The 13,849-nt window shown below is 33.0% G+C and carries 12 protein-coding genes, 2 tRNA genes and 1 pseudogene; 4 read left to right on the top strand and 11 right to left on the bottom strand.

Going from position 1 to position 13,849, the window contains the following annotated elements; genetic code table 11:
* The first annotated feature begins 180 nt into the window (after window positions 1–180).
* Window positions 181–1,044: pseudogene (locus JBKA6_RS03335) on the top strand (IS982 family transposase).
* Between the two features lie 220 nt (window positions 1,045–1,264).
* Complete coding sequence (locus JBKA6_RS03330) at window positions 1,265–2,149, top strand: CPBP family intramembrane glutamic endopeptidase (RefSeq protein WP_157776914.1); 885 nt, start codon at window positions 1,265–1,267, stop codon at window positions 2,147–2,149.
* Here the strand turns inward: JBKA6_RS03330 and JBKA6_RS03325 are convergent.
* The 4 genes from JBKA6_RS03325 to JBKA6_RS03310 form a co-directional block, all read right to left on the bottom strand.
* Window positions 2,116–2,197, bottom strand: a tRNA-Leu gene (locus JBKA6_RS03325). The two genes, JBKA6_RS03330 and JBKA6_RS03325, sit on opposite strands and share 34 nt — an antisense overlap.
* 142 nt (window positions 2,198–2,339) lie before the next feature.
* Window positions 2,340–2,777, bottom strand: a complete 438-nt coding sequence (locus JBKA6_RS03320; protein ID WP_172843127.1) for a nucleoside deaminase — start codon at window positions 2,775–2,777, stop codon at window positions 2,340–2,342.
* A gap of 122 nt (window positions 2,778–2,899) precedes the next feature.
* Window positions 2,900–4,660 carry a tetratricopeptide repeat protein gene (locus tag JBKA6_RS03315; RefSeq protein ID WP_157776913.1) on the bottom strand — a complete coding sequence of 587 codons (1,761 nt, stop codon included), beginning with the start codon at window positions 4,658–4,660 and terminating at the stop codon, window positions 2,900–2,902.
* A gap of 116 nt (window positions 4,661–4,776) precedes the next feature.
* A complete protein-coding gene (locus JBKA6_RS03310; RefSeq protein WP_096685841.1) occupies window positions 4,777–7,020 on the bottom strand; it encodes a sodium-translocating pyrophosphatase in 2,244 nt (747 codons plus the stop codon).
* A 323-nt stretch (window positions 7,021–7,343) separates the two neighbouring features.
* On the opposite strand from JBKA6_RS03310, the gene JBKA6_RS03305 reads away from it, so the two are divergent.
* Together JBKA6_RS03305 and dprA are read left to right on the top strand one after the other, a co-directional pair.
* Entirely contained in the window at window positions 7,344–7,772 is a 429-nt protein-coding gene (locus tag JBKA6_RS03305; protein ID WP_096685839.1) for a bactofilin family protein, read from the top strand.
* An 81-nt stretch (window positions 7,773–7,853) separates the two neighbouring features.
* Window positions 7,854–8,963: a DNA-processing protein DprA gene (dprA, locus tag JBKA6_RS03300; protein WP_157776912.1), complete on the top strand. Its 1,110-nt coding sequence runs from the start codon at window positions 7,854–7,856 to the stop codon at window positions 8,961–8,963.
* Between the two features lie 117 nt (window positions 8,964–9,080).
* On the opposite strand, the gene JBKA6_RS03295 is transcribed toward dprA, so the two are convergent.
* From JBKA6_RS03295 to JBKA6_RS03265, 7 genes are all read right to left on the bottom strand, one after another.
* Window positions 9,081–9,153: transfer RNA gene (locus JBKA6_RS03295), tRNA-Phe, on the bottom strand.
* A 144-nt stretch (window positions 9,154–9,297) separates the two neighbouring features.
* Window positions 9,298–9,711, bottom strand: a complete 414-nt coding sequence (locus JBKA6_RS03290) for a BrxA/BrxB family bacilliredoxin (protein WP_096685835.1) — start codon at window positions 9,709–9,711, stop codon at window positions 9,298–9,300.
* Window positions 9,712–9,831: 120 nt separating this feature from the next.
* Complete coding sequence (locus JBKA6_RS03285; RefSeq protein ID WP_096685833.1) at window positions 9,832–10,128, bottom strand: Bor/Iss family lipoprotein; 297 nt, start codon at window positions 10,126–10,128, stop codon at window positions 9,832–9,834.
* 98 nt (window positions 10,129–10,226) lie between these two features.
* Window positions 10,227–11,618, bottom strand: a complete 1,392-nt coding sequence (gene glmM, locus JBKA6_RS03280; protein WP_096685831.1) for a phosphoglucosamine mutase — start codon at window positions 11,616–11,618, stop codon at window positions 10,227–10,229.
* An 89-nt stretch (window positions 11,619–11,707) separates the two neighbouring features.
* Complete coding sequence (gene rplS / locus JBKA6_RS03275) at window positions 11,708–12,067, bottom strand: 50S ribosomal protein L19 (RefSeq protein WP_096685829.1); 360 nt, start codon at window positions 12,065–12,067, stop codon at window positions 11,708–11,710.
* A gap of 89 nt (window positions 12,068–12,156) precedes the next feature.
* Window positions 12,157–12,975, bottom strand: coding sequence for a 5'/3'-nucleotidase SurE (gene surE, locus JBKA6_RS03270; RefSeq protein WP_096685827.1), 819 nt, complete (start codon window positions 12,973–12,975; stop codon window positions 12,157–12,159).
* A 34-nt stretch (window positions 12,976–13,009) separates the two neighbouring features.
* Window positions 13,010–13,840 carry a UbiA prenyltransferase family protein gene (locus JBKA6_RS03265; RefSeq protein ID WP_157776911.1) on the bottom strand — a complete coding sequence of 277 codons (831 nt, stop codon included), beginning with the start codon at window positions 13,838–13,840 and terminating at the stop codon, window positions 13,010–13,012.
* Window positions 13,841–13,849: the final 9 nt, after the last annotated feature.

Here is a 13,849-nt window from a genome sequence, read left to right as displayed (position 1 = left end):
CTTTATATAAAATGGTTGTTTTTGGTTAAAGCCCTTTAAAATTAACACTTATACCCAACATTGAAATATAACCGTGAATAATCTGGGTTAATAATCACTTAGGGTAATTAAATAAAAACAATGGAATTAGAGTAATTTAACGCTCTAAAATTCAACATTTTAATTCTAAAAAAAACAGGCATGATAACTTGCTCGAAAATCACAGAAATATTTTGTTTAGTTGATGAATTCTGTAAAAAATATTCTCAAGTTATTGATAAAGCACTTTTGGGGAATAAATCAAAACGCCCATGTGGAATGAGCTCTAGCGAAATAATAACCATAATGATTATTTTTCAACACAGTAGCATGAGAAATTTCAAGTATTTTTATTTGAATTATTTACAAAAACACATGACTAAAGAATTCCCTAAAATCGTATCATACACCAGATTTGTAGAATTAATGCAACAAAATTTATTACCTCTTACCTTGTTTTTAAAGACATTCTGTTTAGGAAAATGTACTGGTATTTCGTTCGTAGATTCCACTCCGATTCGTGTTAGAAATAAGGTATTCAAAGGCATTGCTAATATAGGAAAATCAACGATAGGCTGGTTTTATGGATTTAAACTTCATATCGTCACAAACGACCGAAGAGAAATACTAAATTTTTGCATCACAAGAGCTAATGAAGAATGATAGAACGCCATTAAAAAACGAGCGTTTTTTTGACTAAAATATTTGGTAAACTCTTTGGTGACAAAGGATATAAGCAAAGATTTAAGAAAAAATCTCTTTGAAAAAGGCGTAGAATTGATTACCTCAGTTAAAAATAACATGAAAAATGCCCTCATGCCAATGATTGATAAACTATTACTCGGAAAGAGATCAATCATAGAAACCATCAATGATCAGCTTAAAAATATTTGTCAGATAGAGTATTCTAGACATAGAAGTTTTGCTAATTTTCTGTCCAATATCATTTCTGGACTTATCGCTTACAGCTTTTCGCCTAAAAAAAACCTCTATCAAATACCCAATCGTCGGCAATGCCCGTCTTAATTTGGTTTATTAATCGAACTCAGGTTTACAGAGAAACTAAAGCCACTAAAAAACGAAAGTGAGTTTTAAAAACATTTCTGAATTAGACTACATAATGCAATTGATTAAACAAATATAAATTCTATGACTAAACCCTGTACACAAATAGAATCTAAAATATATATTTTTACTAAAATTTTATCGGTCAAAGTAGTTTTATTAAAATACTGCAAATAGAATTGTGAATTACTTATTTAGGCTTTTTAATAAAGAAGTATTTAAGTTTGTCGTTATCCTACTTATTTCTTGGATACTATTCTCCTGTATAGGTTACATTATAATATTTTTATATCACGGACATATATCCTTTGATAAGAATGATGTAATATGTATAAAAGTATTACAAGCCTGTAATTCTATAGGGATATTTATAATTCCTCCTCTACTATATATTCACCTTAGAAAAAAATCTAAACTGAGATTTTTTAAATTACACAAAATCAAATGGTCACTTTTATCATATTGTTTTTTAATAGTGATTTTTATGGCATTGAGCAATTCATTCTTAGAATTCTTAAATAAACAGATGCCTATACCGAATGATCTATCATTTTTACACGATCTTGCAACAGAATCTAAAAATATTATGAAGCTGATATTGCATCCTAGCGGCATTTATCACTTATTATCAAATATCCTAGTTATAGCAATCATACCCTCGGTAGGAGAAGAACTATTTTTTAGAGGAATAGTTTTGACATATTTGAGAAAATATATGGGAGTATCTCTTTCTATATTCATCAGTAGTTTTATGTTTTCATTATTACATCTAAATATAGAAGCATTTTTGCCGATACTTTTTTCAGGATGCATATTGGGATATATATACGTTTATAGTGACAACCTATCATTGTGTATACTCATACACTTTATAAACAATACATTATCTATCCTAATGTATTACTTATTTGAAACTGAATTACAAGAACAAACACCACACTGGTCTATGTGGATAATAGGGTTTTTAGGGCTATTCACCTTAATGATATATCTCCCTAAATTGATAGATAAAAAAGCTAAACCAAAAATGGGTGCGGGCGGAGAGACTCGAACTCTCACGCCGTGAAGCACTAGATCCTAAGTCTAGCATGTCTACCAATTCCATCACGCCCGCTAATCGAAAAGAAATAACCTCTGTATAAATCAGAGGAAAAATACTCGGCAAATATAGTTAGAAATAACTGTTTACAATCAAAAAATAAATAAACTAAAATGGCCTAATCCATTATATAAGATTTATTGTACATAGAACTATTCTATACTCTCTTATTTTTAAAAAAATCAGTTATAATCTTTTCTGATATCTCTTCAAAAATACCGTGCTCTACTTCTGTATTTGGATGTAATTGTATATTGTACTTGCTGTGGTATCCCCTTTGTTTATCTCGTGCAGAGTATATTAATTTTTTTATCTTGCTCAGATATAGAGCGCCAGCACACATTAAACAAGGTTCTAAAGTTGTATAAATAATACAGTCTGTTAGATATTTTGAACCTATACTATTAGCTGCACTAGTAATAGCCTGAATCTCTGCATGAGCTGTTACATCGTTTAACATCTCAGTCATATTACGACCTCTTGCAATAATATTGTTATCTAAGACGACAACAGCACCTACTGGAACTTCATCCCTATATAGAGCCTTTTTAGCTTCTTGTATGGCTATACCCATAAAATATTCATCTGTAAGAATATTCATATAGAGAGAATTACTTAAATAAGTAAAACAAAATACGCAGCCAAAAATAATTTAGCTGCATATTTTGTTTAACGGATCAATAAAACTATTTCAATATTTCAGAAGTTTTTATTTCCCTACTGAGAAACAACTTCACTTTCAGTAGTACTGTATACATCCCTGAACTCTAAATCCTTTTTAGCCTTTTCAGACAACAAAGGATCCTTATCAATAGCCTCTTTTATATAAGTTTTAGCATCTTCATTTTTGCCTAACCTAGCAGCTGCTATAGCCTTTAAATACAAAACCTTAGGCGTTTGTTGAATCTGACCGCCTTCCATGACATTTATAGCTGCTTGATAATCACCACTTAAAACCTTAGATAAGGCTAAGTTAAATGAAGGGAACCCAGTTAATTTCTCAACAGCCTTCTGGTAATCACCAATTTTTATATACAATATACCTAAGTTATAACTAATCTCTGGGAAACCTAACTCGGAAAATGCAGTTATTAAATCACTATCCTTAGAACCAGAATCATCCTTAGAATTCTCTCTCTCCTCAAAAGAAGATCTTATCATATCTATAGCGAGTTTATTAAATTTGACATAATCTTCTATATTTTTTATGCTCTCCAATTTATCGCTAGCCATATCAACCTGATCTTTACGCAATAAGGTTACTGCAATATTATTCTTTATAGCACTGCTATTAGGGAACAAGGTCTCTGCCTTCTTGTACATTTCTAATTTCTCATTAGAATCAGAAAGTAAATCACTAGCGACATACATAATTTCAGATTCACTCAACGCAGCTAAACCATCAGCATCTTTAGACATTTCTAACATCTGCTCATCCGACTTCCCAACCAAATTATATTTAACCACCACATTGGCTCTTCTTAAAGCTGGAAGAACTTTATTTTTCAATTCTAAATATGTGTTTGCCAAGCTAGATAAAGTTTTCTCCTTATTTTCTAACAAAGGAGTTTCGTCTAATGATCTTTTTATCACTTCCTTATCCTTTATAGGAGTCTCCTCTAACAATCTATTTAACCCATCCCAATCAGCACCATTAGCCACATAAGTTAATAACTGATCTATACCAACTATTTTATATTTATTTACGGCCTTATTTATAAGAGAAACAGTAGACTTACCTCTATCTGCAGACAAGTCTTTGTTAAGGGTCTGTTCTCCCTCAGGAGAAGCATAAGCAGATACCTCTATAGACATTATTTTAAGCTTTTCGGCATCCTTTGCAGCCTTGTTAAGGAAACTAATAAATGCTTTATAATCACTTGAATTGTATTCTCCTTTCTTTATAACAGAAGAATTAACAGGAAAATGAACCTTGAATTCTAAAGAGTGCTCTGTTATCCTTTTGAAATTACTAAGAGCCAGTAACGCCTTAGGATAATTATCTACTAAAAGAGAAGTCGTTATAACACCCTTAGCCAAATCTATAGGCTTAAAATCATTTTTTACGACTTTACCGCCCTTACTAGCCTCAACTCTTACTTCTACAGAAGATGACTCCATAGCAGAAGTATATTCTATCTCTTCAGAATATGTGATTTCCTTTCCAGTAGAATAAGGGACTACATCTTCATTACCTGGATATTCCTCTCCTTGGTAAGATACAGGCTCATACTTTACCTCTCCGCCCTCATACTTTAAAACAGGAGTTAAGGTAATCATAACGTCCTTATTAAAGACTTCAGACGGAAACTTACCCGTTACGTTTAACTTAACCTTTCCTCCATGAACTTCTAATGGATCTGGGGTCACTGAATAAAAATCTTTGCCAAGATGATCTAAACTAGCACAACTGGTGTAAAGAAGAGACATAGAAACAAGAAATGTAGCAAAAAGGAACTTAAAATTGACTCTTTTCATAGATGTTTTCTTTGATAATTTAATTTTATTTATTACAATTTTAATAGCTAAAAAGTAGCTAGAAGCGGCAAATCTAATACTTTTATTTTCAATAACAGATTTTTTTTATAAAAATATTACCCATGCTTTGGTGACATTTTTTTACAACATCCTGTAACCTTTTGAGCATTCAGTTCTATAGTTTGTTTACAACCACCTCTGTTTCTTTTACTACTCTCACAATCTTCATTAGAGATAACTCCTATATGTGGCGCTATAATCAAAGATACTATAGACATTAATTTAATCAGAATATTCATAGATGGACCTGAAGTATCCTTAAAAGGATCTCCAACAGTATCTCCAGTAATAGAGGCCGAATGCGCCTCTGACCCCTTGTATTCCATCTTTCCATTTATCTCAACTCCCTTTTCAAAAGATTTCTTAGCATTATCCCAAGCTCCACCCGAATTATTCTGAAATATGCCCATAAGCACTCCAGAGACTGTAACTCCTGCTAATAAACCTCCTAATATTTCAGCTGAAGAAACATCCTTAAAAAATCCGTTTAGTCCAAAACCAACTAATACGGGAACTAATAAAGCTATTGCCCCAGGAAAAACCATCTCCCTCAAAGAAGCCTTAGTAGAAATATCTACACATTTATCGTATTCTGGCATGGCTTTACCCTCCATTATCCCAGGTATTTCTTTAAACTGTCTACGAACCTCATTTACCATATCCATAGCAGCTCTACCTACAGCGGCTATAGATAAAGAAGAAAAAATAAATGGAATCATAGCCCCTATGAATAACGCTGCTAATACAGGAGCCTTATATATATCTATACTGTCTATACCAGCCATTCCTACAAAAGCTGCAAATAATGCCAAAGCTGTCAAAGCCGCAGAAGCTATGGCAAACCCCTTACCTGTAGCAGCCGTAGTATTTCCTACAGAATCTAATATATCTGTCCTATCTCTAACTTCTTTAGGCAAACCACTCATTTGAGCTATACCTCCAGCATTATCAGCTATAGGGCCAAAAGCATCTATGGCTAACTGCATGGCAGTAGTAGACATCATTCCAGTAGCAGCTATAGCCACACCATACAAGCCAGCAAAATAATACGACGAGGTAATCCCAACAGATAGAATTATAATAGGAATGACCGTAGATTCCATACCTACAGAAAGACCTCCTATTATATTTGTAGCATGACCTGTAGAGGATTGTTGAACAATAGAATTAACAGGTCTTTTACCAATAACTGTGTAATATTCAGTAATCCAACTCATAAGAGCGCCCACAATAGAACCGATTACAATTGCCCAAAAAACTCCCATAGATGTAAATTCATAAGATCTAAGAGAAAGTTTATCTGGCAATATGTAACAGACTAAAAAATAAGAGCCTATAACAGTCAATAAAATTGAAATCCAATTACCTATGTTGAGAGCTTTTTGAACATCGCCTTGTTCCTTTTTTATGCTTACAAACAACATGCCCACTATAGAACACAAAAGCCCTACACCCGCTATCAACATTGGCAACAATATAGGAGACATACCTTGAAAATTATCTAACACACTTATTTCTTGACCTAATACCATAGTAGCTAGTATAGTCGCTACATAAGATCCGAATAAATCCGCTCCCATACCTGCAACGTCACCCACATTATCCCCCACATTATCGGCTATAGTCGCAGGATTTCTGGGATCATCCTCTGGAATTCCAGCTTCCACCTTACCTACTAAGTCAGCCCCCACATCGGCGGCCTTAGTGTAAATACCCCCTCCTACACGAGCGAAAAGGGCTATTGATTCAGCTCCTAGAGAAAAACCAGCTAGAATCTCAATAGCAGTCTTCATCTCTATACTCGTTGCTATGGCACTCTCAGGAACAAAAATGCTCAAAAGGACTATAAATAAACTCCCCATACCTATAACAGCAAGACTGGCAACGCCTAAACCCATAACTGAACCACCTGTGAATGAAACTTTGAAGGCTTTAACCAAAGATGTCTTAGCAGCCTGTGCTGTTCTAACATTAGCCTTAGTAGCGACACGCATACCCAAATAACCTGAAAAAGCTGAAAATACAGCACCTATGATAAAAGATATAGCTATAGAAGGATGTGATTCCTCTACTAAGGAACCAGAATAAGCTAATAACAAAGAAGACACAAATACGAAATAACTCAATATCTTCCATTCTGCTTTTAAAAATGTTAAAGCACCATCGGCTATGTACTTTGCTAATTCAGCCATATCCTTATCTCCCTCATCTTGCTTATTCACCCACAATGACTTGATAGTCATAACAAACAAACCTAAAATTCCCATGAGAGGGATTAAGTAAATAAAAGTCAGTTTCATTATTAATTAACTTTGGAAAGTCTGCAAATTTAGAAAAATTGTTCATTTAAAAAATTTTAAATCACAATCTGAATTCAATTGGTAAAATTGAGTCAAATAAGTCGCTACAAACACTAGAATTATTTTAACTCAAAGCCAATGGCAACATGTTTTTTTTTGGAGATTGTTCTAACTCAGGGGTTCATGAAAACTTTATCTAAACACACGCAATTATATGTCAGATAAACTTTATGCAATGCTCCTTGAAATAAAGATTTATATTTGCTCGCCTATATAAAATCAGGGTAATCTTGGCTATTTAACAATAGAAATGTAAAAAAGCAATGTTCTTAAATAAAGAAGAAAAAACTAAGAAAAAGGTAATAGATATGGAAAACAAAGTGGATAAAATTAGTGAAACTACTACCATAAAAGGAAGTATAGTTTCTTTATCTAATATCCGTGTAGATGGAAGCATAATAGGAGATATATCCTGTGAGGGAAAAGTAATTTTAGGCGAATCAGGCTCTATAAAAGGAAATATCAATTCTAATGAAGCTAGCATAGAAGGGAAAGTAGAAGGCAATCTGATAATATCAGACTTTTTATATATAAAACCTACAGCCAATATAACTGGAGATGTAAAAACACCTAAAATAGCCATAGAAAAAGGCGCAATCTTCAATTCTACTTGCACTATGAGCGACACTCATAAATCAAAAGACACTTCTAACAAGAGCCTGAATAATATAGATGGGGATATAAAAAAATAAAATACCCCTCTGCCCCTTAGGAAGTATTTTTTAATAAATTGCGGATTGTAGAATCTGTTTTTTATCATAACATCTTTTAAAGTGGCAAATAATGAAACTCTCTATACCCTAGCTTTAAAATTCTCTAAAGACATAGGTGATATCACAGCTAGAAAACTAATAGAAGCCTGTGGAAGTGCATCTGAAGTATTTTCAGAAAATAAAGAATACTTGTACAAGATTCCCAATATAAACAAAAGAGCTATATACTCTTTGACCCGCCAAAGTAAAGATTCTTTAGTAAAAGCAGAAAAAGAAATAGAGATATCTCTCAAAAAGAACATTGACATATGGACTATCTCAGACAAGAGATACCCTAAGAATCTGAGACACTGTCACGATGCTCCTGTTTTATTATTTACAAAAGGAAATATTGACATAAACAAAAAGAAAATACTGAGTGTTGTAGGCACTAGAAAAATGACTTCTTACGGAAGAGATTTTTGCAAAAAAATCATAGGAGACATAAAACGACAAGACCTAGTAATAGTAAGTGGAATGGCCTATGGCGTAGACATATGTGCACATGAGCAAACTTTAAATAACAATTTACTAGCCGTGGCTATTCTAGGTCATGGGTTAAATGAAATATATCCTAAAGCACATTACAAGGAAGCAATGGAAATAGCCGAAAAAGGATTACTAATTACAGAATTTCCTTTCTATACTTCTCCTAAAAGAGAAAATTTCCCTAAAAGAAACAGAATAATAGCAGGCATTAGCGAAGGAATAGTAGTAGTGGAATCGCCTCTTAAAGGAGGCGCTATTATAACAGCAGACTTATCTAATTCTTACAATAGAGAAGTATTTGCTGTCCCAGGCAGAAGCACAGATTTATACAGTCAAGGTTGCAACTGGCTTATATCTAAGAATAAGGCTAATATATTCTATTCATATGAGGATATGGAAAAACATCTAAACTGGGATTGTTACACAAATGATAACACTCAAATAAAACCTACTGAGATATCTTTGAATAAAGATGAAGAGGATATTATATCCTTGCTACAAAGCAAAGGAAAATTGCAAATAGACCAAATAGTAATACTATCTAAAAAACCATCTCATATAATCCTAGACATCATGTTTAATTTGGAGTTAAAGGGATTAATAACTAGCTCACCAGGGAAATTTTTCGAGTCTAAAATATAATACTGCTTGTTCTATAGAGAACTTAGAAAAAAGCTTAACGAGAATTAAAAGGGTTATTATAATTATCTTCCTATTGAAGAACAAAATCTCGTCTCAGCGTAAAGAGAAAAGTAAAAGTGGCATCTCCCAGATTCGAACTGGGGACACAAGGATTTTCAGTCCTCTGCTCTACCAACTGAGCTAAGACGCCTAAGCAATAATCAAAACTTCCTAATAAAATTAAAAAGCAAAAAAATGCACCTCATCGTTTGAGGTGTGCAAATTTAATTCCTTTTTTGCAAAAACTACAATTAAATATAAAAAATTATTAAACCACTATGTGAATAATTTTATCTCAAAAAGAGTTTTTATCGTACACAGAAACTATATCAGATGTTATATCTTCCATCTCTCTACCTTCTATATTGTGTCTTTCTATCATATGAACCAATTTCCCATCTTTGAAAATTGCTATAGATGGTGAAGAAGCAGGGAATGGCAACATATATTTTCTAGCCATATCGACAGCCTCTCTGTCGACCCCAGCAAAAACAGTTCCTAGATTTTTAGGTCTGTTTACACTATTTAAAGAATTTTTGACAGCTGGCCTAGCATTAGCTGCAGCACAACCACAAACTGAATTTACAATTAGTATACTGAGCCCCTCTTTACTCATAAATTTCTCTACTTCTTCAGAAGTTTTAAGATCTTCAAAACCATGTTTTACCAAATCGTACTTCATAGGCTCATACAAATCCTTTGGATACATATTATTTTTAGTTTAGATGAAAGTAAAAATCTGCGCAAATTTATAAAAAAACAAAGGGAATTAAATCTTTTTTAACCTCATAAGATTAAGATAACTTAAAAGAGTTTTTTGACCCATTAATTATTTTGTAATCGTTGTAGTTGTTGGGGTATAAAAACCTACTGTCAAAGCACGTACTAAAAAATCTACAAAGCTCACTTGAATATTTATAGAAAAATCTTTTTCAGTATCCGATATTTTATCATACGGATTAGGCACATGAATAGGGACCAAACCACCCATTAAATAATGATTTGTTATATGTGTATCTATTCCTTTTTGGGGCCCTTTACCATGTATCATGGTATGAGAATAACAAGAACTTAAAAGTGTAATACAAATTGCACACAAGAATTTTTTAGTATTGTTTTTTAACATAGGAATGAGTTTTTAAAGATTAAGAAAGCGTAAAGGTATGAAATAATACGAACTATATTGACACTGCTAAAATCCTGCAAAAACAGAATAAACAATATTTAGATATATGCATACGATTTAATATCTCCGATTATTTTCTTTACCAATTCATCTGCTTGGGATTGATTTACAGCCTCTGCATATATTCGTACTATGGGCTCAGTATTTGATTTTCTCAGATGAACCCATGACTTTGAAAAATCTATTTTAACTCCGTCTATATCGGTTATTTTCTCTGAGGAATATTTATTTTTTAAATAACCCATAACCTCATCTATATTCAGATCTGGCGATAATTCTATCTTATCTTTGATCATAGCATACTTTGGATAGGTGTTTTTAAGGGCAGTCATACTCTGATTTTTACTAGCTAGATGTGTTAAAAAAAGAGCTATTCCAACTAGAGCATCTCTTCCATAGTGATAAGCTGGATATATTACGCCTCCATTACCCTCCCCTCCTATTACAGCCTTTGTCTCTTTCATCTTTTCTACGACATTTACCTCTCCAACGGCACTGCTATAATAATCACAATTGTATATTTTACTTATATCACTTAAAGCCCTTGAAGAAGATAAGTTAGATACGACAGCCCCTCTTGTCTTAGACAAGACAAAATCCGCAACAGCCACTAGAGTATACTCTTCTCCGAATATAGAACCGTTCTCATTAAAGAAGACTAATCTATCTACATCAGGATCTACAACTATACCTAAATCAGCTTTCTCTTCTACCACCCTTTTAGAAACCTCTTCTAAATTTTTTTCTAGCGGTTCGGGATTATGTGAAAAAAGACCTGTAGGATCACAGTTTAATTTTATTATATCGCTCACTCCCAATAACCTCAAAAGATCTGGAACTATAATACCTCCTACAGAATTAATGCCATCTACCACAACTTTATAATTGGCTTGGGTTATCACTTCTGTATTTACCAAAGGAAGTTTTAAGATTCCATCCAAATGCTTTTGAGAATAAGTGTCGTCCTTTCTATATGTTCCTAAATCCTCTATTGTAGAAAATACAAAATCGTCTCGTTGGGCTAACTCTAAAAGGGCTTCACTCTCTTTTGAAGTCAAGAATTCCCCTTTTTCATTTAAGAATTTTAAAGCATTCCATTCTTTCTCATTATGACTAGCTGTGATTATAATACCTCCTTGAGAACGTTCTATAGAAACAGATATTTCAACTGTAGGAGTGCTAGCTAATCCCAAATCTACTATATCTATACCAAAAGCCTGGAGAGTAGAGACTACCAATTGCCTTATCATCTCTCCAGAGACTCTAGAATCTCTACCTATATTTACCTTTAATCTTTTATTGGGATTGTCTTTTTTTAAAAGTGTTCCATATGCCGAAACAAATTTTACTACATCTAATGGTGTTAAATTTTCCCCAACCTTTCCCCCTATAGTTCCTCTGATTCCAGAGATAGATTTTAAAAGTGCCATATGGTGTAATTAAAAAAAGCACCCCAAATATTTTTAGGATGCTTTATCTTTTTATAAACTTATGTTTTGAGTATTAGGATATTCTTTTTTTAAGCTTTAGGTTTTCTTTTATCCTCTTTTATTCTAGCTTTTTTACCTGTTAATTCCCTCAGATAGAAAATTCTAGCTCTTCTAACAAGACCTCTTTTATTAAGCTCAATACTCTTTATAGAAGGCAGGTTTATAGGGAATATCCTCTCTACACCTACAGCTCCAGACATCTTTCTAATAGTAAATGTCTCGGTAGTGCCACTACCTCTTCTCTGTAACACAACTCCTTTGAAAGACTGAGTACGTGTCTTAACACCTTCTTTGATTTCGTAAGTTACAGTTATAGTGTCTCCTGAAGAAAAATTAGGTATCTCATTCTCCTTTACGTAAGAATCCTGTACGTATTTTAATAAATCCATTTTTTATTTTTTATTTTATACCATCGAGCAACATGTACGGCTATCGCTAGAGGTTACTTCGATTGGGGTCAAAAATAATAAATTTTTAATTAAGACATATGCATAATATTCTCAGGGTTTACGCTACTCTCAGAATTTATGTTTAAAAAATCTAATTTTGGAATGGCATTGTAGTCAGTCATATCAAACTTGACAGGAACTACTGTAGCGTATCCAGAGTCTAACAGCGATATATCTGTATCTTGATTATCGGTGTTCTCCCAGTTTACAAATTCCCCATCTAACCAATAATAAGTGTCTCCAGCTGGATTTACTCTTCTTTCAAATACTTCTTTCCAACTACCTTTGCATTGCCTGCATACCCTGACGCCTTTTATATTATCTATTTTAGGGAAATTCACATTTAATACTGTTCCACTGGGAATCCCTTGTTTTAAAACAGTCTTTGTAATCATTCTTATGTATTCTTCCAGAGGTTTGAAATCAGCATTCCAGTCTTTGTCCATAAGAGAAAAACCTATAGAAGGCATCCCCTCTATCCCCGCCTCTATAGCCGCAGACATGGTGCCAGAATAGATGACATTTATAGCCGCATTAGAACCGTGATTTATACCTGAAACACATAAATCGGGCTTTCTGTCTAAAATTTCATTTTTAGCTATTTTAACGCAGTCGGCTGGAGTGCCAGAACAACTGTACTCTATATGAGAATTATTCGGAACATTCTGTTTTCTTATTCGTAAAATATCTCTCACAGTAACAGAATGCGATGTGCCTGATTGGGGTTTGTCAGGAGCCACGACTACAACCTGACCTATTTCATTCATAATAGATATTAAGTTTCGTATTCCAGGAGCAGTTATACCATCGTCATTTGTAACTAATATAAGGGGGGTATCTTCTTGCATATTATTTAGTTTTTGGGCAAACAAAAATACTTCTTTATACAGAGATATGTGATAAAAACATTAAAATAGTCAACCCTTCTATAAAAAAAGAGAAATAATATCTCCCTCTATTTCTAGGGGAAAAATATATCAGCACACAACCCAATACGTATACTAAAATAACATTTACAATAGTCAATAGATCAGCGCTTATTATATTTTGATATATAAAAAGCCAAATAGATATCACAATGGCGATAATAGAAATTAGTACAGCTCGGCATTTACCTACTACTTGAGGAATGGTTTTCATAGAAGCATCATCTAGTTTTAGATCTCTTATATCAAAGGGTATAGTTATGGCAAATACAAATAAAAATATCTGTAATAGATAGATAAAATTTATCCTTATTCCTAATTCTACAAATGGAAATACAACTGTAGCCACTGTCCATGATGCGGATATCAAAAATATTTTCACAAATGGAATTTCTCTTATCCTATTGCCTCTGTAAGGAGCTGAATACAATAATGATAAAACTGCAAAAGGAAATAATACACAGATGCTATCTGCCTTTAACTCGAAGAATACAACCAGACATATAACAAGAGAAAGGACTAAAATAAATATATCCGTTCTAGATATAGATTTTAAGTGTTTGTAATTCTTTATTAAATCTAAACTGGACAATCTATAAGATAGAAGTGTAGAAAAAAATACAAAAACCAAAATATACAGATCATAAGAGCCAGAAAATTCTTTGAGAGTCAAGGCACACAAAGAGGTAGATGATAGAGATACATGGAAATTTTTATATATCCAAAAGTCCAATATTTTCCTTGCGGCGCGGCTTAAACCAAACAAGAGTTTAAGATTGAACTTCATAAACTTTTA

The sequence above is a fragment of the Ichthyobacterium seriolicida genome (assembly GCF_002369955.1).
Classification (GTDB): Bacteria; Bacteroidota; Bacteroidia; order Flavobacteriales; family Ichthyobacteriaceae; genus Ichthyobacterium; species Ichthyobacterium seriolicida.
Note: the sequence above shows the minus strand (reverse complement) of the source record. Positions and strands in the feature narration are given on the sequence as shown.